Source organism: Flavobacterium sp. H4147, from assembly GCF_029360735.1.
Lineage (GTDB): Bacteria > Bacteroidota > Bacteroidia > Flavobacteriales > Flavobacteriaceae > Flavobacterium > Flavobacterium endoglycinae.
In genome coordinates this window covers 159,672-182,964 of the sequence record NZ_JARKNB010000002.1, presented here as the reverse complement: position 1 = coordinate 182,964, position 23,293 = coordinate 159,672, and the positions used below count along the sequence as shown (strand labels likewise).

Genomic DNA, 23,293 nt, shown 5'->3' with positions numbered 1-23,293 from the left:
ATGAAAAACTTAAAAATAGCTTTATCCCTATTGATACTGGTAAGTATTACTAGCTGTGATGATTTCCTTTCGGAAAAACCAGATAACAGAACAGAAATTGACACTCCTGAAAAAATCTCAGAATTACTAGTTGAGGCTTATCCGCAAATGAGTTATTTTGATATTGCAGAAACAATGTCTGATAACGTTTTTGACAGTGGCATGCCACAGACTTTAATAAAAAATGAGCAAAGCTATAACTGGGAAATACAAACAGAAACTACAGATATAGATACTCAGGCTTTTTATTGGGATGCATGTTACAAAGCAATCGCTCATGCAAATAAAGCATTAGAAGCAATTGAAGATCTAGGAAGCCCTGCAACGCTTAATCCTCAAAAAGGTGAAGCTTTAATGGCAAGAGCTTACTCTCATTACATGCTGGTTTCATTATGGTCTAAACGTTATAATCCTGCCACTGCAGCATCAGATTTAGGAGTTCCTTATGTTACAAAACCAGAAACAGAATTAGTAACAAAGTACAAAAGAAACACAGTTGCTGAAGTTTTTGATTTTATTCAAAAAGATATTGAAGAAGGATTAAAATTAGTAACCAACGATTACAAACAACCAAAATTCCACTTTAACGTAAATGCTTCAAAAGCTTTTGCCAGCAGATTTTATCTAGTAAAAGGTGATTGGGACCGAGTAATCGAATTATCTAGTGATTTAGGTTCTAAACCAGAAGGGAAATTAAGAGACTTTCCATCATATGATTTATTAAGCGCCGTTGATCAAAGATTAGCTTACGCAGATAGCAATGCTGAAACAAACTTATTAATCGTTTCAGCAAATTCAATTGTGAGCAGATCGTACTATTCAAACCGTTTTTATCTTTCGGGAGCAAGATATCCTGAAATTTTTGGATCGGGAGTAAGTCCTTATAATAAACCATGGTATTATAACTTTTATTCATCAAACAGTAGTATTACAGTATTTATGCCTAAGTTTTATGAGTACTTTAAATACTCTAACGTAACTGCTGGAATTGGAGATCCTTATGTAGCAGAAGTTTTATTAAGCAATGATGAATTTTTCTTGAACAGAATCGAAGCACATGTAATGAAAGGAGAGATTGCCTTAGCAAATGATGAATTAGACTATTTCCTATCAACAAGAACGGTAGGGTATGTTGCCTCAGATAAATTGACAGAAGCAAAAATTGTAGCAAAATATCCAGTAATTGCCGATGAATATACACCATTCTATACCATGACACCAGTGCAAACCTCTTACGTTAAAGCAATTGCAGAAGCACGAAGAAGAGATTTTGTACATGAAGGAATGAGATGGTTTGATGTAAAACGTTTTAACATCGTAGTGAATCACGAAACAACCAACAAACCAACAAATATTTTGGTAAAAGATGATAACAGAAGAGCATTACAAATTCCGTTGCATGCCTCAAATACTGGAGTTGAATTAAATCCTAGATAATCTTTAAAATTAAAAACTTATGAAACTATTCAAATACAATAAACTAGCCATTATGGCCGTGGTTTCTGCAGCGTTAATTTCATGTGGAAGTGAAGATCAGCCGGGAGAAAGCCAATTAGATTTTACACAGCCAACAAAAACGGCTCTAGATAATTGGATTACAACTACATATTTGAATCCTTTTAACATTAATGTACAATATAAATGGAACCAAAATACAGTTGACAACAGCCGTTATTTATTTCCGCCAACAATAGATAAAGTAAAGCCAGCCTTAGAAATTGTTGAAGAAATCTGGCTTAAAAGTTACTCAACAATTGGAGGAGCTGATTTTGTGAAAAAAATTGCACCAAGAGAAATTGTTTTAGTTGGAGGAGTAAATTTAAATAGTGTAGGAACTAGAACTTTAGGTTTAGCCGAAGGTGGACAAAGAGTAACATTATTTGAAACAGATTATATTGATCAAACTGATCGTGATAATGTTTCAGAATTTATTCATACGATCCAGCACGAATACATTCACATTTTGAACCAAAACAAACCTTTCGACGAAAAATCATGGGCAGCTGTAACTCCTGTAGGATATACAGCAGATTGGTACAATTATGATATTCCAGAATCTAATGAAATTGGATTTATAACAAGTTACGCAAGATCAAACATTAACGAAGATTTCGCAGAAACAGCTTCAATGATTTTGATTTATACAAAAGCAGATTATCAAGCATTCTTAGATGGAATCCAAAGTCCATTTGCTTATCAGGCATTAAAAACAAAAGAAGCTTTGGTTGTTAAATACTTCAAAGAAGCATTCAACATGGATTTTTATGCTTTGAGAGATGAAGCAGAGAAAAACACAACAGGTGTAATAAACAATTAAAAACAAGTATCATGAAAATAAAAAACATATATAAGTATTTATTTGCAGCAATTTTGATACTGCATTTAAGCGCCTGTAACAATAATACTGACGCTGAACAATTATTTGATAAAACACCAACTGAACGTTTAAACATTCAGAAATCAGAACTTAGCCAAGCATTGCTTTCATCACAGTTTGGATGGAAAACAGTTTATTTTACAGACAATACAGTCTTAGGTGGTTATACACACTTGTTCAGATTTGCTCAAGACGGAACTGTAGAAATGGCTTCTGATTTTGATTCAGATACAGATGTATACAAAAGTGAATATGAAATTCAACTTGGAAGCACTGTAAGTTTAACTTTCACTACAAAAAACAGAATTCATCTTTTATCAGAATCAGATAATTATCCAATTCCTGCATTAAGAGCAAAAGGATATTTAGGAGATTTTCAGTTCTTATACTATGGGCAAGAAAACGGTGAAATTATTTTTAAAGCCAATAGAAATGGAACAGAAATTCGTTTTGTAAAAGCAACTGCAGCAGATTGGGCAGATCTTCCTAAAAACCTTGTAACAGAAGAAAATGTTATTGGAAGTGATGAAAGACCTTTATTTAGATTATTAGAAACTACCGATGGAACAACAGTTCATAAATTTGATTTTTCATTCAGTTCTGTAACTCGTTTCGCTGAATCAAATTCTATAGAGGCCGGATATTCTGTAAGTTACAATATGGGAGTTGGTTATACGCCAACTGGAATCGTTGTTAGCCCAGCGGTTGAAGTAGGCGGACAAAAACTTTCAAATTTTGTATATAATGATGCAGATGGAAGTTTTACTGCAACTGGAACTGGTGGTGTTAGTGCTACAATAAAATACACTGATAAGCCATTGGTTTTAACAGATGATTATAAAATTTTACTTCCTGGGAAAGTTTATGCGAGATTTGGTTATTATGTAGGAGATTATATTGAAGACGCCGCTACAAATTCAAAATTATTTGCTGCTGAATTAGCTAAAATCAATGCTTCATTACCTGCTGGACAAAGGGTTTCATCTGTACAATTGTATTTAAATCATTCACTTGGAAATTTCATTTATTACACATTTGTTGGTAGGTCAGCATTACAGCATTACGTTGATGTAGAAGAAGATCCTATTGGTAAAAAGATTATTTTAAAACATAAATCATGGAATGGAAATACAACTGTTGCTACTCCTGCTTTCCTTGCTGGATTTGACAGCTATTTGATGGATCCAAACGGAATTTATGTTAAAAAAGAAAACTTTAGAGTGTTTTATTCAAATACAGTATACACTTTTACAAGTTCAACAAGTCCATTTAGAATGACTACTTGGCAGCTGAATTAAATTGATTGTATCGGAAAGACTGTTTAATATGGTCTTTCCGATTATAACATTTTATTTTTAGTAGTTATAAGTAGGTTATTTTATGAAAAAAAATTAAAGCAAGAATGAACAACTTAGATTTTAATAAAATATGCTCTAAATTATATATATTCGGATTTATTGTAGCATTTATAATATTTTATTCATGCTCTTCAGAAGATGAATCTTTAAATAAATTAGGAGCTGTTAAAGCAAAAATAGAATCTGCAAAAAATACAAGTGAAAATTCTGTAATTGTAGCTTCTAATATGGAAGAAAATTTAAATACACTTTCAGTACAGATCTTTGTAAATGTTTCAAATCTAGAAGTAGCATTAAATAAAAATGCTTATGTAGGTTTTAATGCTGAAGCAATGCAAAAATTAAGCGTTGCAAAAAATGAGAGTGATTTAAAAATAGTTTTTGAAATGGCTGGAATAGCAAATAGTCAAGAGGTAATTAACCTTTTAAAAAGTAATGTAGCAATTCAGCAAGCATTTGTATCACAAAATCCAGGGTTTTATAATTTTACTGTAGAGAAACAAACTCAACTTTTAAATACTCATTTAGAGTTGGTGAAGAATACTTATAACTCTCAAGTTCCATTACCGCCAACTGGCTTGGTAGGAAGTCCAAATTGTGCAAGTACATTTAATAAAAGCATAGATCGATGTGCTGGAGATTTTGGAACTTGTGCAGTATTTGCAGTAGCAGGTGCATATGCCGGCTTGATTCCTGGATTGTTGTCTGCTGCATATTGCATGGCAACTAAAATAACTTGTGATAACAGAGCAAAACAAGATTATAAAGAATGTGTACTTGAACCAATGAGTCCTGATGGGCCACCACCGCCAACGGGAGAATTAACTTTGCATTGTAATAGAGATAGTTGCTGGACGACTGACTCGAATGGCAAATTTGTTGAAAGAATAGATTAATTTTAAAGCTATGGTCAAAAAATATACTACACCACTTAATATTATTTTCTTTTTATGGGGGGTAATACTTTTGGCAGTATCATGGTTCTATCCAGATTATACAAGATATTATCTATATCTTTCTATTTTAATAATCATTCCAGTGGCAACTGCTCATTTAATGAAAGAAAGAAGAATGGATAAGATCAACAATACAACTGATTTTAAATCATCAATTTTTAGAATGTTGATTTTAGCTTTAGTACTGGTAGTTATATTTTTTATCACGAAACAAAATCATTTATAAAAATTTTAGTTTTAGTTTTTTTATTTTGGAGGAAGCAGCCCATTTAGGGCTGCTTTTTTTATTGGTACGAAAACAAAGATTCTAAGCCATTTTTTACATTTCAAATTTTATTAAATGCCCAAATACTCTATATTTGTAATTCAAAAAATAAAAACGAATACCTTAATATGAAATTACTAGAAGGAAAAGTAGCAATCATTACAGGCGCTAGCCGCGGAATTGGTAAGGGAATTGCAGAAGTTTTTGCTAAACACGGAGCAAATGTAGCATTTACATATAGTTCATCTGCTGCATCTGCAGAAGCTCTTGAAGCTGAGTTAAATGCATTAGGAGTAAAAGCAAAAGGATATCAGTCAAACGCAGCTGATTTTAACGAAGCGCAGACTTTTGTTGATGCTGTTTTAGCTGATTTTGGAACTGTAGATATTCTTATCAATAATGCCGGAATTACAAAAGACAACCTTTTAATGCGTATGTCTGAAGCCGATTTCGATCAAGTAATTGATGTTAACTTGAAGTCAGTTTTCAATATGACGAAAGCTATTCAAAAAACTTTCTTGAAACAACGTGCTGGTTCTATTATCAATATCAGTTCAGTAGTGGGAGTTTCTGGAAATGCCGGACAAACAAACTATGCAGCATCAAAAGCAGGAGCAATTGGATTCACAAAATCAGTAGCTCTTGAATTAGGTTCTCGTAATATTCGTTGTAACGCAATTGCACCAGGATTCATCGAAACTGAAATGACTGCAAAATTATCAGAAGATGTAGTAAAAGGATGGAGAGAAGGTATTCCTTTAAAACGTGGAGGAACGCCAGAAGATGTAGCAAACGCTTGTCTATTCTTAGCTTCTGATATGAGTGCATACGTTACAGGACAAGTTCTTAACGTTTGCGGAGGAATGCTAACCTAAGGTACTGAGGTACTAAGCAGCAAAGGTTCAAAGATTTTAGTATTCAGTATATTCTGATTCTAGGATATAACTGAACGCTTTTTTAAATCTGAAGACTGTAAACTGATACTGAATACTAAATTATGACTACAAACACAATTCTTTTATTATTACTTTCTTTAGTAATAGCGGGTGGTTTGTCGTACTTTCAATATTTTTTCAAAGCCAAAAACAAATCAAATCTGATTTGGTTTTTGGCTTTTTTACGTTTTCTTGCGATTTTCGGATTACTGGTATTGTTGATAAACCCAATAATTTCTAAAAGCTCGCTTGAAATAACCAAAACTCCTTTGGCAATTGCTGTAGATAATTCAAGCTCAATAACAGCATTAAAATCAGATAAAAAAGCAGCCGAACTATACCAGAAATTAATCTCAAATCCTGCATTAAAGGAAAAATTTGAGATTCAATCCTATCAATTCGATGCCGATTTTAAAACATCTAATAAATTTGATTTTAAAGGAAATCAAACCAATTTAGATGAAGTTGCTAAGAATTTAAAAAGCATTAATAAAAACCTGACTTTCCCAACCGTACTAATTACCGATGGAAATCAGACTACAGGAAACGATTATGTATATCGTTTTGATCCTGCCAATAAAGTTTATCCTTTGGTTGTGGGAGATACAACCACTTTTTTTGATTTAAAAATCAATCAGTTAAACGTAAACAAATACGCTTTTCATAAAAATAAATTTCCTGTCGAAGTATTTTTGCAATATGCAGGAACCAAACCAACAACTGCCGATTTTACAATTTCGCAAGGGAATTCAGTGGTAGCCAGAGAAAAAGTTTCTTTCTCACCATCAAAAAAAACAGCTTCTTTAAATTTACTTTTACCTGCTGATAAAGTAGGATTGCAGATTTTTAGAGCCAATATTTCTTCTGGAGCGAAAGAGAAAAATTCATATAATAATATCAAAAATTTTGCGGTTGAAATTATCGATCAAAAATCTACAATTGCAATCGTTTCTTCCATAAATCATCCAGATATTGCGGCATTAAAACGTTCGATAGAAGTTAATGCGCAACGTAAAGTGATTTTGGTTAAACCGAATGATATTAGCCAGTTACAAGAAGCTTCGGTTTTAGTTTTATATCAGCCAACAACTGCTTTTAGACAAGTTTTTGAAAACAACAAAGCTGCTGGAAGAAACATGTTTATTATAACTGGAAACAGTACAGATTTTAACTTTCTGAATCAACAGCAAAATAACCTGATCTTTAAAATGAGCGGACAAATTGAAGATTATTTGTCTGAATTTCAATCACAGTTTAATTTATTTGCCATTGATAATATTGGTTTTGAAAATTTCCCGCCATTACAAAATGCTTTTGGAACAATAACAACAAACGGAGATGTATCTGTTTTACTTTCGTCCAAAATAAGAAATGTTTCTACAAATGCAACATTATTGGCTTTTGCCGAAAATCAAGGAAAAAGAACCGCTTTTCTTTTAGGGGAAAACAGCTGGAAATGGCGTTTGCAAAGTCATATCGACAATCAATCATTTGAAAAATATGATGTTTTTGTAGATAAAATAATTCAGTATTTGGCAACTTCTGCTTCTAAAAAATCATTGGTGGTAACACATGAAAACTTCTATAATTCAGGAGATGAAATTGTAATCAATGCGCAGTATTTCAATAAAAATTATGAGTTTGACGAAAAAGCAAGATTAACCATTTCGGTTACAAATGCTGAAACCAAACAAAGTAAAAATTACGATTTATTAAAAGGAAATAATTCGTTTTCAGTAAACCTTGACGGATTAACAGCTGGAAAATACAATTTTACAGTAAAAGAATTAAATTCAAATACTTCATATTCCAGTCATTTTGAGATTTTAGATTTTGACATCGAAAAACAATTTGTAAATCCTGATGTTTTAAAACTAAAGCAATTGGCTTTACAAACCAACGGAAAAGCTTTCTTTGAAAACCAAGCAGAAGATTTGATTAATACACTTTTAGAAAATAAAGAATACAAATCAATCGAAAAAAATGTGACCAGTAAAACTCCAATAATTGACTGGGTTTGGTTACTGATTTTAATTGCAGTTTTATTAACAACCGAATGGTTTGTTAGAAAATATAATGGATTGCTTTAATTAAGAAGATTCAGAGCGATAAAACTTCAAAGTTTTGCAACCTGAAACATCAAACTTGAAACAAAAAATAAATTATGGATTTCAGGCTAAAAGTATTTTACACTGTTGCAATTCGTCTTAACTTTACTAAGGCTGCAACTGAATTGTATATTACACAGCCTGCCGTTTCAAAACATATTCAAGAACTTGAAGAAACTTATAAAACCAAGTTATTTGAACGTAATGGCTCTAAAATCGCTTTAACTCTTGCCGGAGAAATTCTTTTAAAACATACCAAAGAAATCTTTGAAATTTACCGTGAAATTGATTTCGAAATGAGTTCTTTTATCAGTGAACGTCAAGGATTATTAAGGCTTGGAGCCAGTACAACAATCTCCCAGTATATCATTTCTCCCGTTTTAGCTCGTTTTCATCAGAAACAAAGAGATATAAAAGTCAATTTATTGAACGGGAATACAGAGCAGATTGAAAATGCTTTGATTAATAAAGAAATAGAAATTGGAATTGTTGAAGGACAATCTAAAAATCAATCTATAAAATACATTCCATTTTTAAAAGACGAATTAGTTCTGGTTTGCAGTAATAAAAATCCGTTTGCAAAGAAGAATGAAATTTCGGTAAATGATTTAAAATCAATGAAGTTCATTACCCGCGAACGTGGATCAGGAACACTTGAAGTTATAGAATTTGCTCTAAAAAACATAAATTTAAAACTTTCTGATTTAGAGATTGAAATGCAGTTGGGAAGCACAGAAAGTATAAAATCCTATTTATTAAATTCTGACTGCTTTGCTTTTATGTCTATTCATGCAGTTAGTAAAGAATTGAAAAACAGAGAATTGATTGTTTTAGATGTGGAAAATATGGCAATTGAAAGATACTTTTACATCATTACTTTATTAGGAAAATCCGATCCTTTATCAGAATTGTTTATTCAGAATATATCATCTCATTATAACCTGAAGTTATAGCGGATTGTAATTTACGATTGGCGAATTACATATAAACATGAGAACTTTGCAGGGTAATTATACATTATCCTATTTTGAAAACAAGTCAGCACTCAGCATCACAATTATTTGAAATTAATCATTATTTACAGCAGGCACTTTTTATTGTTATACTATTGCTGTGTTTAGCTTCGATAATTTCTCCTCCAGTTGCCTTGTTAATAGGAGTGGTAATGGTAAATGTATTTGGAAATCCATTTATCGAATTCAATCATAAAGCAATCACGTTTTTACTGCAATTTTCTGTGGTAGGTCTTGGTTTTGGAATGAATGCATCAAACGCATTTTCTGCTGGAAAAGAAGGTTTTGTATTAACTATAGCTTCTATTTTCAGTACACTGATTTTTGGTTTTCTGTTGGGAAAATGGCTCAAAACGGAGAAAAATACATCGCATTTAATTTCATGCGGAACTGCAATCTGCGGCGGAAGTGCTATTGCAGCGATATCTCCAGTGATTAAATCTAATGAAAACCAAACTTCAATAGCTTTGGGTGTGATTTTCATACTGAATTCTATTGCATTATTTGCTTTCCCATTTATTGGGCATCAGCTTGGTTTGTCACAAAAAGATTTCGGAATATGGTGCGCCATTGCAATTCACGATACAAGTTCGGTAGTAGGTGCAGCCAATAAATACGGAGCCGAAGCTTTACAAATCGCCACAACTGTAAAATTAGCAAGAGCTTTATGGATTATTCCCATCTCACTTTTAACCGCTGTAATTTTTAAAAACAAAAGCAGTAAAATCAAAATTCCGTATTTTATTGGATTGTTTATATTGGCAATGCTTCTGAATTCATATGTTCCCAAAGTTTCAGTTTTTGCCCCTTATGTGGTAAATGTTGCTAAAATCGGATTGACTATAACACTGTTTTTAATTGGGGCAACATTAAATATAAATACTTTAAAATCAGTAGGAGTGAAGCCTTTATTGCAGGGAATTTTTCTTTGGATTTTTATTGCAGCTTTAGCGTTAGTATCAATTCTTTATTTTGGTTGATTATTTTACGTTTGAAAATTTCACAACAGGTTTATCAATCAATTTATATGATTTTCCCTTAAACGAAAAACGTCGTTCAATTTCAAAATTAAATGATTTTTTTGTTTTTCCCATTTCTGCTATTTCCTCAGGAAATTCAACATCAAAATCATCTTTAGCTCTGGCAGCTTTGTTGTATGATCCTTTTGTTTTAATAATAATATCTCTAAAATGCTTTTTAGCAGAATCATTTACAACTGTATACGATCCTGACCATGAAATAAAGGAAGAATTCGTTAACTGATAATTATTAGCTTCTAAAATTGGCTGGTATTTGCCATCAAAACCTGCAACAAGATAAAGATAACCTTCGTAAGCACCGCCAGCGCCGCCATTTGCATGTATTAACGTAAAAGCAAATTGATCTTCTCCAATTTCAACTAGTTTTGGCGTTGGAGATTGAGCAAAAGCTCCAAATGCAGCAACAGCAGGCTGAAATGATCTCATTTCCCAGACATTACCATTTTTGGCAAATTTGGCTAAACCAAGCAAACCGCCAGAAAAACGTCCGGTTTGTAAACCATCTTCGTCATGAACAGAATGATTGAAAGCTAATATTTTGAATTGATTTCCCTTTGAATCAGAATAATCAATATTGGCTAAAAGTCTTGTGGCGACACCATCGGTATAAGGAAATAACTGGTCACCTTCCACACCGTTTACATCTAGAAAAGTTGAAGGTTTGCATGATTGGCACTTCCAGCTTATAAAAGTATTTTTATCAGAAAAACGATTTAAACTTCCAGGAAATAACTTCTGCATTGTTTTAACACCATCCAGCGGATCAGCGATTTTAAGAATTCTCTTTGGATTTAGAATAGTGTCACTAACATTTTTAAGTTTTATGTCGGCTTCTTGGGCGAAACAGAAAAAAGAAGTAAGCAAAACAAAGCTTAGTATAATAGGGCGCATAAAATGGTATTTATAAAAACAAAGATAAAGAAAATGATTGTTAATGTGAACTTATGCTGCTTATGGGGTTTAAAAATCATAAAAAACTAAATTACCATAAACTAAACACGGTTGTTTTGAATTTTCCTTAAATATAGTAAGTTTGTATCCTAATAAAGTACAAAAATGAAAAACTTCAAAATGAGGCCAAAATTAATCACGTTCTGTGCATTAATTATTGGTTTTTTTACCTTGTCATGGGGAATTGTAGGCCATGAACGTATTAACAAAGCAGCTGTAATGGCTTTACCTAAACCTCTTCAGGTTTTCTTTTACAATCACATTGATTTTATTACTCAGGAAGCTTCTGTTCCTGATATTCGTAAATATGCATTAAGCTACAAAGAAGAAGGTCCAAGACATTATTTTGATATGGAAAACTTTGGCGATGCAAGCAGTTATCCGCAGACATTGGAAGAAGCAAAACAAAAATATGATGCTAAATTTTTGAGCGACAACGGCATCTTGCCTTGGTATATTGAAGATATGATGGCCAAATTAACTAAAGCATTTAAAGATAAAAACCGAGCTGAGATTTTATTTCTTGCTGCCGATTTAGGTCATTATGTTGGAGATGCCCATATGCCGCTGCATACTTCTGCCAATCACGACGGACAATTAAGCGATCAGAAAGGAATTCACTCTCTTTGGGAAAGCAGATTGCCAGAGTTATTTGTTAAAAACTACAAATTAAATGTTCCTGAAGCACAATATTATCCTGATGTGCATAAAGCAGTTTGGGATATGATTAATGATACTCACAGCTTAGCACAACCATTATTGGATATTGATAAAAAACTAAGAACTTCAACTCCAGAAAATGAAGTGTTTAAAATGGATGCTGAAGGGAAAATTCAGAAGAGTAAATACAATACAGCTGTTTTCTCTGATAAATATGCTGAAAAACTACACAATGACTTAAACGGAATGGTGGAGAGCCAAATGAAAAAAGCAATTTCTGCAACAGCAAGTTTTTGGTATACTGCTTGGGTAAATGCTGGAAAACCTGATTTAAGCGATTTAGATGCAGCATCAGTTACACAAAGAAACAATCAATCTTTAAAAGATGATTTAAAATTATTTCAAAGCGGAGATCTTTTCGGAATGAAAAATCAAAACGACTAAATAAAAGTATTCAGTCTCAGGTTTTAGTTTTCGGTTTAGGAGATTAAAACTTAAAACCCTCAAATTCTATAAGAACTTGAGGGTTTTTAATTAATAAATCCTTCGCAAGAATGATCAAATATGATGTTTAGTCTTTTGCATATAACTTACCGTTTTTAGCTCTCGAACTTAAATCATTGAACTGGTATTCTTTTTCTTTTAATAAATAAGAAGCTGACTGATAATAAGAAACGGTTTGATTAACCAAATCAGTTTTTTGTGACTTCAAAGGAATTTCATCATAATAAATCTGGCATTCTGGTGAAACGTTATCCTTCGGATTTAGTTTTAACTCAAACTGTTTTATTTGTTGTTTCGGTGACAAAATAGTCAATACATTGTCTTTTATAAGCCCTAAATCCTGATAAGTTGCAATAAATGCTCTTGGCTGATAATCTGCTTTAAAAACATCATGACCATAGAATTTACTTTCGTAATCAAAATTAAGTAAACCAAAAAGAGTGGGCATGATATCAATTTGTGACATTAATTTTGAATACTTTTCAGGTTTCATATCTGGACTGAAAATTAAAGCTGGAATTCTATATTTATCCAGCGGAAGTTGAGTTTTCCCCGCACTCGAAGCACAATGATCGGCTACGATTACAAAAACGGTATTTTTATACCACGGTTGTTTTTCGGCCATTTCAAAGAATTTTCTTAAAGCATAATCTGTATATTTTACACCGCCGTCACGAGATTTAATGTTTCCTGGAATATCAATTTTATTTTCAGGATACGTAAATGGTCTATGATTGCTTACCGTCATAATATGATTAAAGAATGGCTTATTTTCTTTAGCTTCGGCGTTCATCACATTAATGGCTTTGTGGTACATATCTTCGTCACAGACACCCCAAACATTCGAAAATGTAATTTCTTCAGGTTTGAAACTCGATTTGTCTACAATCTGATAACCATTTCCAGAATAAAAATCCTGCATGTTGTCAAAAAAAGCATCACCGCCGTAAAGGAATTTCACATTATATCCTTTTTGTTTAAAAACAGCTCCTGTAGAAAATTTGTTTTTATTGTCTTCTCTTTTTACCACGCTTTCCCCAGCAGTTGGAGGCAGACACAAAGTTACCGCTTCGAGTCCGCGTACAGTTCTGTTTCCTGCCGCGTATACATTCGTAAAAACAAGGCTTTTTTGTGATAAGCTGTCTAAAAACGGAGTAATATTTTGAGTATTGCCGTACATTTTCATAAAATCGGCACTTAGACTTTCAACGGTAATTAAAACAACATTTTTTCGATTTTCAGTTGAATCATTTTTAATTTGCTGTACGGTATTTTCTCCGGTGATTGATGGCATCTGCTGTTTTAGAATAGCAAAAGCTTTTTGTTCCGGCATTGTTTTGTAGAACTCAAAATAATCTAATTTGCTATTTTGAAACGCTAGATAAAATTTATATAATCCGTTAGATTGTAATTCATTAACAAAAACATTTTTAGAATTTTCTGTTTTGGCCAAATCTGGAACTGCAATTAATGAAACTAAAAACAAACCAATATAAAGAATGCTTATTTTTAACTTCTCACGGAAACTTGGAATAGCGGTTAAATAATTTTTAGAACTTTTTACAATAAAATAAGTAATAACAGCTGTTATAAGAAATAATGCTGAAAAAATGGGAACTACTGGGTAAGACTGCATGATGTTTCCAATAACTTCATTGGTGTAAATAAGATAGTTTACCGCAATAAAGTTGTATTTTACTCCAAATTCGTTCCAGAAAAAATATTCACTTAAACCATTTTGAAGAATAAGCAAGACATACAAGAAAATCACAAAAACAAAAAGACCAAACCTAATTTTGCTTCTTAACTTCGGAAGAAATAACAAAGCTGCAAAAAGTGCCGTTTTAATTCCGATAAAAATCATGACAATTTTAGGCAAAGCCCCGCCATATTCATCAAAAATGCTTTTTCCTGATGCGGCATAAATAAACAAACCGCATAAAAATGCCAGAATGATGTAACCAGTTGGTTTATTGTATTTAGAATTAGAAATAAAAATCAAATACAGCCAAAGAAAACCGCTGGCAATTATAAATACGAAGAAATCAGAAATTAGTCCTAAACTAAAGATTTTCAGGCTTTCAGAAAAAGTAAATGAAGTCTGTGTTATAGGATGAAAGAAAAGAACAATTCGCAATATAAAACTGATCACAAAGTAAAAAATCGCAAGATTGTAAAACGGTGAAAGTTTTTTGTAAAAATCCATCTGAATATTTTTTTACAAAATTACTTTTGAAAGATTAATTTCAGATTAAGCTGAACTTTGACTTCACTTAACGCTATCTTAATATTTGCTTAAGGTGGTGATTTTCTGTAGATTTAAATTTTAGCTGTCATTCTTTAAAATTTCTATCTTTGATAATTGAAATCAAGAGTTGATCTTAACTAAATATAAAAAATGCATATTTTAATAGTAGAAGACGAATTAGGAATTGTTCAGTTTTTAAAACAAGGCCTTCAGGAAGAAGGATATGAAATAACCACAGCAAATGATGGTTCTAAAGGCTTTGAATTAATTCAAAATCAGAAATTTGACTTGATTTTATTAGATTGGATGCTGCCTAAAATTAACGGACTGGATTTATGCAAAGCCATACGTGTAAAAGACGAAACGACTCCAATTATTTTTTTAACCGCAAAAGATACTGTTCAGGAAACTATTGAAGGATTGAAAGCTGGAGCTAACGATTATATCAAGAAACCTTTTAGTTTTGAAGAACTTGTTGAACGTATAAAAGTACATTTTAGAACCAAAAAACGAACTGAAACGCTCACGCTTGGTACTATAACTATCGATTTATCTAAACATTTGATACTTAAAAGCGGAGAAGAAGTTTCGCTTACGCAGAGAGAATTTGAACTTTTGACTTATTTAGTCCAGCATAAAGGGAAAGTATGTACCCGAAACCAGATTTTAAAAGACGTTTGGGAAATTTATTTTGAATATGATACGGGTGTAATCGACGTTTTTATAAACGCTATTCGAAAAAAACTCAATCTTAAAATTGAAGAAGATTACATAAAAACAGTTCGAGGCATCGGATATATAGCAAACGATTTGTAATGACACAGCTTTCCTTTAAAAACAGAATTGCACTAAACTACATTATTACTACAGGATTGTTGGTTTTAGCAGTGTTTTCGGCTATTTATATTATTGTTCGACTAACGGTTTATAATCATATTGATGAAAATCTTTTAATAGAAGTCCGTGATCATCTTAGTGAAATCAGAGTCGAAAAGAAAGCGGTTATTTTGATGGATGCCGAAGAATGGGAAGAACGTGAGCACAATTCGGTTGATGTTAATCCAGTTTTTGTTCAGTTTTTAGACTTAAACAAGAAAATAATTGAGAAATCGCCTAATTTAAAAAATGAAAAACTGGTATTTCATGAAGGAAAATCAGGTTTTGAACTTTTTGACACTAAATTATTAGACAATAAAATCAGGCAGATTCAGGTGCCGCTTCACATAAAATCAAAAAAAATAGGGTATTTGATTATTGCAATGTCCTTGTCTGATTCTACTCAGGTTTTAGAAAATCTTTTAGACACGCTTTTAATTACATTTCCAATTATCCTATTATTACTCTTTTTTATAGCAAGATTTTTGGCTGGAAGAAGTATAAGTCCAATAAATGAGATCATCAATACTTCAAAAATTATCACAAAGGATAACTTGAAAACCAGGATTCCACTTCCTAAAACACGAGATGAATTGTTTGTGCTTTCAACTACAATCAACAATTTATTAAATCGGATAGAAGACGCAATCGATCGCGAAAAACAATTTACTTCAGACGCTTCGCATGAGCTTAGAACACCGCTAACCGTAATTAAAGGAACACTTGAAGTACTAATACGTAAACCTAGAGATAGTAAAGAATACGAAGAAAAAATAAATTATTGCATTAACGAAGTTGATCATTTAAATTCATTGGTAGATCAGCTTTTGATGATGGCTCGTTTTGAAAACCAAAAACAAAATATTCTAAAAGAAAATGTATACTTGAATGCCGTTATTTTAGATGTTTTGAAGCTGAATTCTGAGAAGATAAAGTCTGGAAAAGTTAACGTCGTATTAGATGCTTCAGAGGATTTTTATACCTATTCAGATAATTACTTAGTGGTTACGATTCTTCGAAATATAATTTCAAACGCCGTGAAATATTCTAAGAAAAATAGTGAAATTAAAATATCATTATTAAGAAAGGAAAATAAAATATATTGTGTCGTTTTAGATCAGGGAATTGGAATTGCTAAAAAAGATTTAGAATCGATTTTAAATCCGTTTTTCAGATCAGATTCTTTAAATCATTCTGATATTAAAGGAACTGGATTAGGTTTGTTTATCGTAAAAAGAATGACAGATTTACTTCAGATTGATTTTGAAATAGAAAGCGAAATAGGTGTTGGAACCAAAGTTTTACTGGGGTTTGAAGAATATCAGAAAGTGTTAAAATGATTCAAAAAATAGCATTTCAAATGACTGTGAAATTGTTTTTTAACAATAAACTATCGTTAAGTTAAAATAAAAATTGCTTTTTTATAATTTTATCTATTATATTTGCAAACGAATCAAAGAATTATAAAATAAACCGAACAATGATTTCAAATCAATTACATCATCATCATTTACATTATTGCTCTCAAGCGATGTGTTAATGGTATGTGTGTAAATCATCATATTTTAAAACCCGTTTGAGTACATCAAACGGGTTTTTTTATGCCAATTCTTTGTACTCAAACTATTAATCAAACAACAACTAAAAAATGAGTACTTTAAAAATTGCAATTCAAAAATCAGGTCGTTTAAACGAAGACAGCATTCAGATCCTGAAAGACTGTGGTATTTCAATCAACAACGGAATCGACCAGTTAAAAGCCGAAGCTTCAAATTTTCCTCTAGAAGTTTTATATCTTAGAAATTCAGATATTCCTCAATATCTGATCGATGGAGTAGTAGATTTAGCTATCGTTGGCGACAATCTTCTAGTAGAAAAAGGAAAAGGAATTGAAGTCGTTCAAAAATTAGGATTCTCGAAATGTAAAGTTTCAGTAGCAGTTCCAAAAACTTTCGAATACAACTCTATTCAGGATTTAGCCAATCTTCGTATTGCAACTTCATATCCAAATACGGTTACTGAATATTTTAATAAATTTGGTCTAAAAGTAGATATCCACCAGATTTCCGGTTCTGTAGAAATCGCTCCTAATATTGGTCTTGCAGATGCAATTGTAGATATCGTTTCAAGTGGTAGCACATTGTTTAAAAACAACTTAAAAGAAGTTGAAGTAATCTTGAAAAGTGAAGCTGTTTTAGCGGTTTCTCCAAAAGTTTCTCCCGAAATCCAAAAACACATTGATACTTTAAAATTCAGAATTCAAGCGGTTTTAAGAGCTCGAAATTCAAAATATATTTTGATGAATGTTCCAAACGACAAAATTGATGCTGTTGGAAAAATTCTTCCAGTTTTGAGAAGTTTAACGGTTCTTCCGCTGGCACAAGAAGGTTGGAGCAGTGTTCACTCCGTAATCGACAAAGATACTTTCTGGGACGTAATCGATCAATTAAAAGAAGTAGGTGCAGAAGGAATTTTAGTTTGCCCAATTGAGAAAATGGTACTGTAAAAGAAAATTTCAATTTTTAAATTCCAAATCCCAAGGATATGTTGGAATTTGGAATTTTAGAAATTTGGAATTTAATATGAAATATTATGAATAAAATAGATAATCCAAAACTAGATACTTGGTCTGAAATATTAAAAAGACCAACCCAAACAATTGATGATATTGAAGTTACTGTAAAAGAAATCTTCAAAGAAGTTCAGAAAAAAGGAGATGAAGCTGTAACAAAATACACTTCGATTTTCGATGGGATTTCGTTAGACAATTACGAAGTTTCGCAAGAGGAAATCAAAGAAGCGATTAGTTTAATTCCAAATGAATTAAAAGAGGCTATTCAATTAGCAAAAAACAATATTTATAAATTCCACAGTGCACAAAAAACTAACAGAATTGAAGTTGAAACTGTAGAGGGAGTAAACTGCTGGCAGGAAAAAAGACCCATTCAGAAAATAGGTTTATACATTCCGGGTGGAACAGCGCCTTTGTTTTCGACGGTGTTAATGCTGGCCGTTCCAGCAGAAATTGCAGGCTGTAAAGAAATTGTATTGTGTTCGCCGCCAGACAAAAAAGGAAAAATTAATCCAGCGATTTTATATGCAGCCAATTTATGTGGTGTAACTAAAATTATAAAAGCAGGCGGAATTCAAGCAATTGCGGGAATGACTTTCGGGACAAAATCTATTCCGAAAGTGTATAAAATATTTGGACCAGGAAATCAATTTGTAACGGTAGCAAAACAATTGGCAACACAATTTGGAGTCGCAATTGATATGCCTGCCGGTCCTTCAGAATTATTAATTGTAGCCGATGACACTGCAGTTCCGGCTTTCGTAGCTTCTGATTTGCTTTCTCAGGCAGAACACGGAACTGATAGTCAGGTAATTTTGGTTTCTACTTCAAAAAAACTCATTAATGAAGTTGAAAATGAAGTTCAGTCTCAATTAGAAGTGCTTCCAAGAAAAGCTATCGCAGAGAAAGCAATTGAAAATTCAAAATTAATTTATGTTGAAAGCGATCAAATAGCTTTGGATTTAATTAATGAATACGGACCTGAACACTTTATAATCTGCTCTCAATATGATGATTTCTATTGTAACGGAATCGTAAATGCAGGTTCTGTTTTTATTGGAAATTATACTCCTGAAAGTGCAGGCGATTATGCATCTGGAACCAATCATACCTTACCGACAAATGGTTATGCCAAGAATTACAGCGGTGTGAATCTGGATAGTTTTATGAAATCAATGACATTCCAAAAAATCTCTGAAAAGGGAATTCAAAACATCGGAAAAGCAATTGAAACAATGGCGGAAGCCGAAGGTTTGCAAGCGCACAAAAATGCAGTGACATTACGTTTGGAGTCCTGCGAGGTTTTCAAAACCTCGTAAGTTTAAAATATTACGGCAATAAATATAATACCTACAAGGTTTCGAAAACCTTGCAGGACATAAAAAATAAAACAATGAGTACCTTCGATATAAATACAATAACGCGTGAAAACGTAAAAACTTTAAAGCCATATTCTTCTGCAAGAGATGAGTTTGAAGATTTTGACACAGCCGAAATGATTTTTTTGGATGCTAACGAAAATCCGTTTCAAAATGGAGTAAATCGTTATCCAGATCCGCAGCAGAATTCGGTTAAAGCCATTTTAGCTAAAAATAATTTGACAAAACAAAGCCAGATTTTATTAGGAAACGGAAGCGATGAAGTTCTAGATTTGCTTTTTAGAGCATTCTGCGAACCGAATAAAGACAATATTATTTCATTGCCGCCAACATACGGAATGTATGGTGTTTTGGCAAATATTAATGCGGTCGAAAATAGAGAAATTTTACTATCAGCAGATTTTCAGCCACAAGTTGAAAAAATTCTGGAAGCTGTTGATGAGAATACTAAAATCATTTTTTTATGTTCGCCAAATAATCCAACAGGAAACTCTTTTTCAGACGAAAGCGTGGTAAAATTGTTGCAAAACTTTAAAGGCTTAGTGGTGATCGATGAAGCTTATATTGACTTTTCGGATAAAGAAAGCTGGCTGGTAGAAATTGATGCTTATCCAAATTTGGTAATTACGCAAACACTTTCTAAAGCATATGGTTTGGCTGGAATTCGTTTAGGTGTTTGTTACGCTTCAGAAGCCGTAATTTCAATTTTGAATAAAATCAAACCGCCTTACAATGTAAACGAATTAACACAGCAAAGAGCCATCGAGCGTTTAAAAGATTCTAATAAAATAAAACAAGAAATAGCTTCTATTATTGAACAAAGAGAGGAGTTGCTTAAAGTTTTACTTGAAGTGAGTTTTGTTGAAAAAGTGTATCCCACAGAAGCTAATTTTATCTTAGCAAAAGTGGATGATGCTAACAAAAGATACGATCAATTAATTGAAAAAGGAATTGTTATCAGAAACAGAACAACGCAGCCTTTATGCGAAAATTGTCTTCGTTTTACCATCGGAACAAAAGAAGAAAATGAAGTTGTAATTAGAGAATTGAAGTCATTGTCATTAAGCTAAAAATATATTAGCCACGAATTCACGAATTTTATTTGATTTTTGGCAATTAGTGCAATTAGCACATATGTCAAGGATTTTAAGTTGGAATAAATATAATTCGAGAATTCGTGGCAGAAAAATAAAACACATGAAAAAAGTACTTTTTATCGATCGTGATGGAACGATTGTTTTAGAACCTGAAAATTACCAATTAGACAGTTTAGAGAAACTAGAGTTTTATCCAAAAGCGTTTCAATATTTGGCTAAAATTGCTAATGAATTGGATTACGAATTGGCAATGGTAACCAATCAGGATGGTTTGGGAACGGATAGTTTTCCAGAAGATACATTTTGGCCAACACAGAATTTTATCCTAAAAGCATTTGAAAACGAAGGCGTTGTTTTTGATGAAATATTCGTAGACCGAACTTTTCCGGAAGAAAATGCACCAACACGCAAACCAAGAACCGGAATGCTGACAAAATATCTAAACAATCCTGAATATGATTTGGAAAATTCTTTTGTTTTAGGTGATCGTTTAACCGATGTAGAATTGGCTAAAAATCTTGGAGCAAAAGCTATTTTCATGAACATGACAGATGGAATTGGAAGCAATGAAATTTCGTCTAAACGTGACGAACTAAACGAAACAATCGCTTTACAGACCACTGATTGGAAAAGAATTTATGAGTTTCTGAAACTAGAAGCACGTTCAGCATCTATTACCAGAAAAACAAACGAAACAGATATTTACATCAACTTAAACCTTGACGGAACAGGAAAAAGCAAAATCGACACCGGAATTGCATTTTTCGATCACATGTTAGACCAAATCTCACGTCATGGTCAAATGGACTTAGAAATTACCGTAAAAGGCGATTTAGAAGTCGATGAACATCACACAATCGAAGATACTGCAATCGCTTTAGGAGAAGTTTTCGCGAAAGCATTAGGAAATAAACTAGGAATCGAGCGTTACGGGTTCTGTCTGCCAATGGACGATTGTTTAGCGCAGGCTGCAATTGACTTTGGAGGAAGAAACTGGCTGATCTGGGAAACGGAATTCAAACGTGAAATGGTGGGTAAAATGCCAACAGAAATGTTTTATCACTTCTTCAAATCCTTCACAGACGGGGCAAAAGCAAACTTAAATATCAAAGCAGAAGGAATCAACGAGCATCACAAAATTGAAGCAATTTTTAAAGCTTTCGCGAAAGCCATAAAAGTAGCCGTAAAAAGAGATACTGAAAAAATGATTTTGCCTTCAACGAAAGGAATGCTTTAATTAAGTCGAAAGTAAAAAGTCATAAAGTCAAAAGTTTTCCTGAATTATGGATTAGCAAATAGACTTTAAGACTTTGGACTTTAGACTTTAAGACTAAAATTTAAATGAAAATAGTAATTATAAATTACGGAGCGGGAAATATTCAGAGCATTATGTTTGCTATTGAAAGATTGGGCTTTAAAGCTGTTTTAAGTAATAATCCAGACGAAATTAAAGCGGCAGATAAAGTGATTTTTCCTGGTGTAGGCGAGGCAAGTTCAGCGATGACAAAACTTCGCGAAAGCGGATTAGACGGTTTGATTCCGCAGTTGAAACAGCCTGTTTTAGGAATTTGTTTGGGAATGCAATTGATGTGCAACAAAACAGAAGAAGGAAACACAACAGGTTTAGGGATTTTTGACGTTGACGTTTTGAAATTTTCAAACAACGTAAAAGTGCCCCAAATGGGATGGAATCAGATTTATGATTTAAAAACGGATTTGTTCAAAGATATTTCTGAAAATGAATTCATGTATTTGGTTCACAGTTTTTATGCGCCAAATTGCGAATATGCAGTTGCTAAAACCAAGTATGATCTTGAATACGCATCGGCTTTACAAAAAGATAATTTTTACGGAACGCAGTTTCACCCAGAAAAAAGTGGTGATGTTGGAGAGAAGATCCTTGGAAACTTCTTAAAAATGTAAATTCCAATTTTTAAAATCCCAAATTCCAATTCAATAACAATTTCAAAATCAATCAAAATTTCAATTTTAGAAAAATCTAAAATCTAAAATCAGAAATCTAAAATAAACAAAATGAGAATAATACCAGCCATAGATATCATTGAAGGAAAATGCGTTCGTTTGTCCAAAGGTGATTATGATACCAAGATAATTTACAATGAAAACCCGCTTGAAGTGGCGAAATCATTTGAAGCACACGGAATCGAATATCTGCATTTAGTAGATCTTGACGGTGCAAAATCAAGCAAAATTGTCAATTATAAAATATTAGAGCAAATTGCGACACAAACCAGCTTAAAAATTGATTTCGGCGGCGGATTAAAATCAGATGATGATTTGAGAATTGCTTTTGAAAGTGGTGCAAATCAAATCACAGGCGGAAGTATTGCGGTTAAAAACAGAGCAATCTTCGAAAAATGGATTTCAGAATACGGAACAGAAAAAATCATTTTAGGCGCAGATGCAAAAGATGAGAAAATTGCAGTTTCTGGCTGGTTAGAAGAATCAAATGAAGATTTGGTGCCGTTTATTCAGGATTACCAATCAAAAGGAATTCAGTATGTCATTTGTACTGATATTGCCAAAGACGGAATGCTTCAAGGACCGAGTTTTGATTTATACAGCAAAATTTTAGAAAATTGTAATGTCAAATCGAGCGGAGTCGAGATTAAACTAATCGCTTCTGGAGGAATTTCAACTTTCGACGAATTGCCAAAATTAGCGGAATTAGGCTGTGAAGGAACTATCATAGGAAAAGCAATTTACGAAGGAAGAATCACGCTGAAACAACTAGAGGATTTTATAATTAGAAAATGAGAAAATTAGTCAATTAGATAATTATTAGCAGTGGTATAAAATTATCTAATTGATTAATTCCCAAATTAGCACACTAGAAATCAGATAATTTATGCGTGACGAAAAATAATTATCTAATTGACTAATTATCTAATTAA

The 23,293-nt window shown here is 32.5% G+C and carries 19 protein-coding genes; 17 read left to right on the top strand and 2 right to left on the bottom strand.

Translation table 11 applies throughout. The features are described 5' to 3' along the window. From P2W75_RS08665 to P2W75_RS08630, 8 genes are all read left to right on the top strand, one after another. Window positions 1–1,476, top strand: coding sequence for a RagB/SusD family nutrient uptake outer membrane protein (locus P2W75_RS08665; RefSeq protein WP_276380049.1), 1,476 nt, complete (start codon window positions 1–3; stop codon window positions 1,474–1,476). Window positions 1,477–1,495: 19 nt separating this feature from the next. Continuing rightward, on the top strand, window positions 1,496–2,356 hold the full coding sequence (locus tag P2W75_RS08660) for a substrate import-associated zinc metallohydrolase lipoprotein (protein ID WP_207296324.1): 861 nt from the start codon (window positions 1,496–1,498) through the stop codon (window positions 2,354–2,356). Window positions 2,357–2,367: 11 nt separating this feature from the next. After that, complete coding sequence (locus tag P2W75_RS08655) at window positions 2,368–3,714, top strand: DUF4302 domain-containing protein (protein ID WP_276380048.1); 1,347 nt, start codon at window positions 2,368–2,370, stop codon at window positions 3,712–3,714. A gap of 104 nt (window positions 3,715–3,818) precedes the next feature. Beyond that, window positions 3,819–4,670: a hypothetical protein gene (locus P2W75_RS08650; RefSeq protein ID WP_276380047.1), complete on the top strand. Its 852-nt coding sequence runs from the start codon at window positions 3,819–3,821 to the stop codon at window positions 4,668–4,670. 453 nt (window positions 4,671–5,123) lie between these two features. Further along, the gene (fabG, locus tag P2W75_RS08645) at window positions 5,124–5,870 is read left to right on the top strand and encodes a 3-oxoacyl-[acyl-carrier-protein] reductase (RefSeq protein ID WP_091497713.1); all 747 of its coding nucleotides are present in this window, start codon (window positions 5,124–5,126) and stop codon (window positions 5,868–5,870) included. A 122-nt stretch (window positions 5,871–5,992) separates the two neighbouring features. Continuing rightward, window positions 5,993–8,020: a hypothetical protein gene (locus P2W75_RS08640; protein WP_276380045.1), complete on the top strand. Its 2,028-nt coding sequence runs from the start codon at window positions 5,993–5,995 to the stop codon at window positions 8,018–8,020. A gap of 74 nt (window positions 8,021–8,094) precedes the next feature. Next, window positions 8,095–8,991: a LysR family transcriptional regulator gene (locus tag P2W75_RS08635; protein WP_276380044.1), complete on the top strand. Its 897-nt coding sequence runs from the start codon at window positions 8,095–8,097 to the stop codon at window positions 8,989–8,991. Window positions 8,992–9,065: 74 nt separating this feature from the next. Then, window positions 9,066–10,031: a YeiH family protein gene (locus P2W75_RS08630; RefSeq protein ID WP_276380043.1), complete on the top strand. Its 966-nt coding sequence runs from the start codon at window positions 9,066–9,068 to the stop codon at window positions 10,029–10,031. Here P2W75_RS08630 and P2W75_RS08625 read toward each other — a convergent pair whose 3' ends face one another. Next, the gene (locus tag P2W75_RS08625) at window positions 10,032–10,982 is read right to left on the bottom strand and encodes a hypothetical protein (RefSeq protein WP_207296319.1); all 951 of its coding nucleotides are present in this window, start codon (window positions 10,980–10,982) and stop codon (window positions 10,032–10,034) included. Between the two features lie 165 nt (window positions 10,983–11,147). On the opposite strand from P2W75_RS08625, the gene P2W75_RS08620 reads away from it, so the two are divergent. Next, window positions 11,148–12,146: a zinc dependent phospholipase C family protein gene (locus P2W75_RS08620; RefSeq protein ID WP_306801522.1), complete on the top strand. Its 999-nt coding sequence runs from the start codon at window positions 11,148–11,150 to the stop codon at window positions 12,144–12,146. Between the two features lie 127 nt (window positions 12,147–12,273). Here the strand turns inward: P2W75_RS08620 and P2W75_RS08615 are convergent, their stop codons facing one another. Then, window positions 12,274–14,412 (bottom strand): LTA synthase family protein, encoded by a 2,139-nt coding sequence (locus P2W75_RS08615; RefSeq protein WP_276380041.1) that lies wholly within the window; start codon window positions 14,410–14,412, stop codon window positions 12,274–12,276. A 192-nt stretch (window positions 14,413–14,604) separates the two neighbouring features. On the opposite strand from P2W75_RS08615, the gene P2W75_RS08610 reads away from it, so the two are divergent. The 8 genes from P2W75_RS08610 (at window position 14,605) to hisA (ending at window position 23,156) form a co-directional block, all read left to right on the top strand. Continuing rightward, window positions 14,605–15,270: a response regulator transcription factor gene (locus P2W75_RS08610; RefSeq protein WP_207296316.1), complete on the top strand. Its 666-nt coding sequence runs from the start codon at window positions 14,605–14,607 to the stop codon at window positions 15,268–15,270. Continuing rightward, entirely contained in the window at window positions 15,270–16,670 is a 1,401-nt protein-coding gene (locus P2W75_RS08605; protein WP_207296315.1) for a HAMP domain-containing sensor histidine kinase, read from the top strand. Before P2W75_RS08610 ends, P2W75_RS08605 begins: the two co-directional genes overlap by 1 nt. Before the next feature lie 308 nt (window positions 16,671–16,978). Next, entirely contained in the window at window positions 16,979–17,836 is an 858-nt protein-coding gene (gene hisG / locus P2W75_RS08600; protein ID WP_207296314.1) for an ATP phosphoribosyltransferase, read from the top strand. 86 nt (window positions 17,837–17,922) lie between these two features. After that, on the top strand, window positions 17,923–19,221 hold the full coding sequence (gene hisD, locus P2W75_RS08595) for a histidinol dehydrogenase (RefSeq protein ID WP_276380040.1): 1,299 nt from the start codon (window positions 17,923–17,925) through the stop codon (window positions 19,219–19,221). A gap of 74 nt (window positions 19,222–19,295) precedes the next feature. Next, complete coding sequence (gene hisC / locus P2W75_RS08590; protein ID WP_276380039.1) at window positions 19,296–20,351, top strand: histidinol-phosphate transaminase; 1,056 nt, start codon at window positions 19,296–19,298, stop codon at window positions 20,349–20,351. A 127-nt stretch (window positions 20,352–20,478) separates the two neighbouring features. After that, window positions 20,479–21,615: a bifunctional histidinol-phosphatase/imidazoleglycerol-phosphate dehydratase HisB gene (hisB, locus tag P2W75_RS08585; RefSeq protein ID WP_276380038.1), complete on the top strand. Its 1,137-nt coding sequence runs from the start codon at window positions 20,479–20,481 to the stop codon at window positions 21,613–21,615. 104 nt (window positions 21,616–21,719) lie between these two features. After that, window positions 21,720–22,301, top strand: a complete 582-nt coding sequence (gene hisH, locus P2W75_RS08580; RefSeq protein WP_207296309.1) for an imidazole glycerol phosphate synthase subunit HisH — start codon at window positions 21,720–21,722, stop codon at window positions 22,299–22,301. Window positions 22,302–22,412: 111 nt separating this feature from the next. Beyond that, window positions 22,413–23,156 (top strand): 1-(5-phosphoribosyl)-5-[(5-phosphoribosylamino)methylideneamino]imidazole-4-carboxamide isomerase, encoded by a 744-nt coding sequence (gene hisA, locus P2W75_RS08575; RefSeq protein WP_276380037.1) that lies wholly within the window; start codon window positions 22,413–22,415, stop codon window positions 23,154–23,156. Window positions 23,157–23,293: the final 137 nt, after the last annotated feature.

Bases quoted from the DNA above. Each gene is read 5' to 3' on its own strand.
- P2W75_RS08615 (WP_276380041.1), bottom strand. From the start codon at position 14,412: ATGGATTTTTACAAAAAACTTTCACCGTTTTACAATCTTGCGATTTTT.
- P2W75_RS08650 (WP_276380047.1), top strand. From the start codon at position 3,819: ATGAACAACTTAGATTTTAATAAAATATGCTCTAAATTATATATATTC.
- hisG (WP_207296314.1), top strand. From the start codon at position 16,979: ATGAGTACTTTAAAAATTGCAATTCAAAAATCAGGTCGTTTAAACGAA.
- P2W75_RS08665 (WP_276380049.1), top strand. From the start codon at position 1: ATGAAAAACTTAAAAATAGCTTTATCCCTATTGATACTGGTAAGTATT.
- P2W75_RS08620 (WP_306801522.1), top strand. From the start codon at position 11,148: ATGAAAAACTTCAAAATGAGGCCAAAATTAATCACGTTCTGTGCATTA.
- fabG (WP_091497713.1), top strand. From the start codon at position 5,124: ATGAAATTACTAGAAGGAAAAGTAGCAATCATTACAGGCGCTAGCCGC.
- hisB (WP_276380038.1), top strand. From the start codon at position 20,479: ATGAAAAAAGTACTTTTTATCGATCGTGATGGAACGATTGTTTTAGAA.
- hisC (WP_276380039.1), top strand. From the start codon at position 19,296: ATGAGTACCTTCGATATAAATACAATAACGCGTGAAAACGTAAAAACT.
- hisA (WP_276380037.1), top strand. From the start codon at position 22,413: ATGAGAATAATACCAGCCATAGATATCATTGAAGGAAAATGCGTTCGT.
- P2W75_RS08635 (WP_276380044.1), top strand. From the start codon at position 8,095: ATGGATTTCAGGCTAAAAGTATTTTACACTGTTGCAATTCGTCTTAAC.
- P2W75_RS08660 (WP_207296324.1), top strand. From the start codon at position 1,496: ATGAAACTATTCAAATACAATAAACTAGCCATTATGGCCGTGGTTTCT.
- P2W75_RS08655 (WP_276380048.1), top strand. From the start codon at position 2,368: ATGAAAATAAAAAACATATATAAGTATTTATTTGCAGCAATTTTGATA.
- P2W75_RS08610 (WP_207296316.1), top strand. From the start codon at position 14,605: ATGCATATTTTAATAGTAGAAGACGAATTAGGAATTGTTCAGTTTTTA.
- P2W75_RS08640 (WP_276380045.1), top strand. From the start codon at position 5,993: ATGACTACAAACACAATTCTTTTATTATTACTTTCTTTAGTAATAGCG.
- P2W75_RS08605 (WP_207296315.1), top strand. From the start codon at position 15,270: ATGACACAGCTTTCCTTTAAAAACAGAATTGCACTAAACTACATTATT.
- hisH (WP_207296309.1), top strand. From the start codon at position 21,720: ATGAAAATAGTAATTATAAATTACGGAGCGGGAAATATTCAGAGCATT.
- hisD (WP_276380040.1), top strand. From the start codon at position 17,923: ATGAATAAAATAGATAATCCAAAACTAGATACTTGGTCTGAAATATTA.
- P2W75_RS08625 (WP_207296319.1), bottom strand. From the start codon at position 10,982: ATGCGCCCTATTATACTAAGCTTTGTTTTGCTTACTTCTTTTTTCTGT.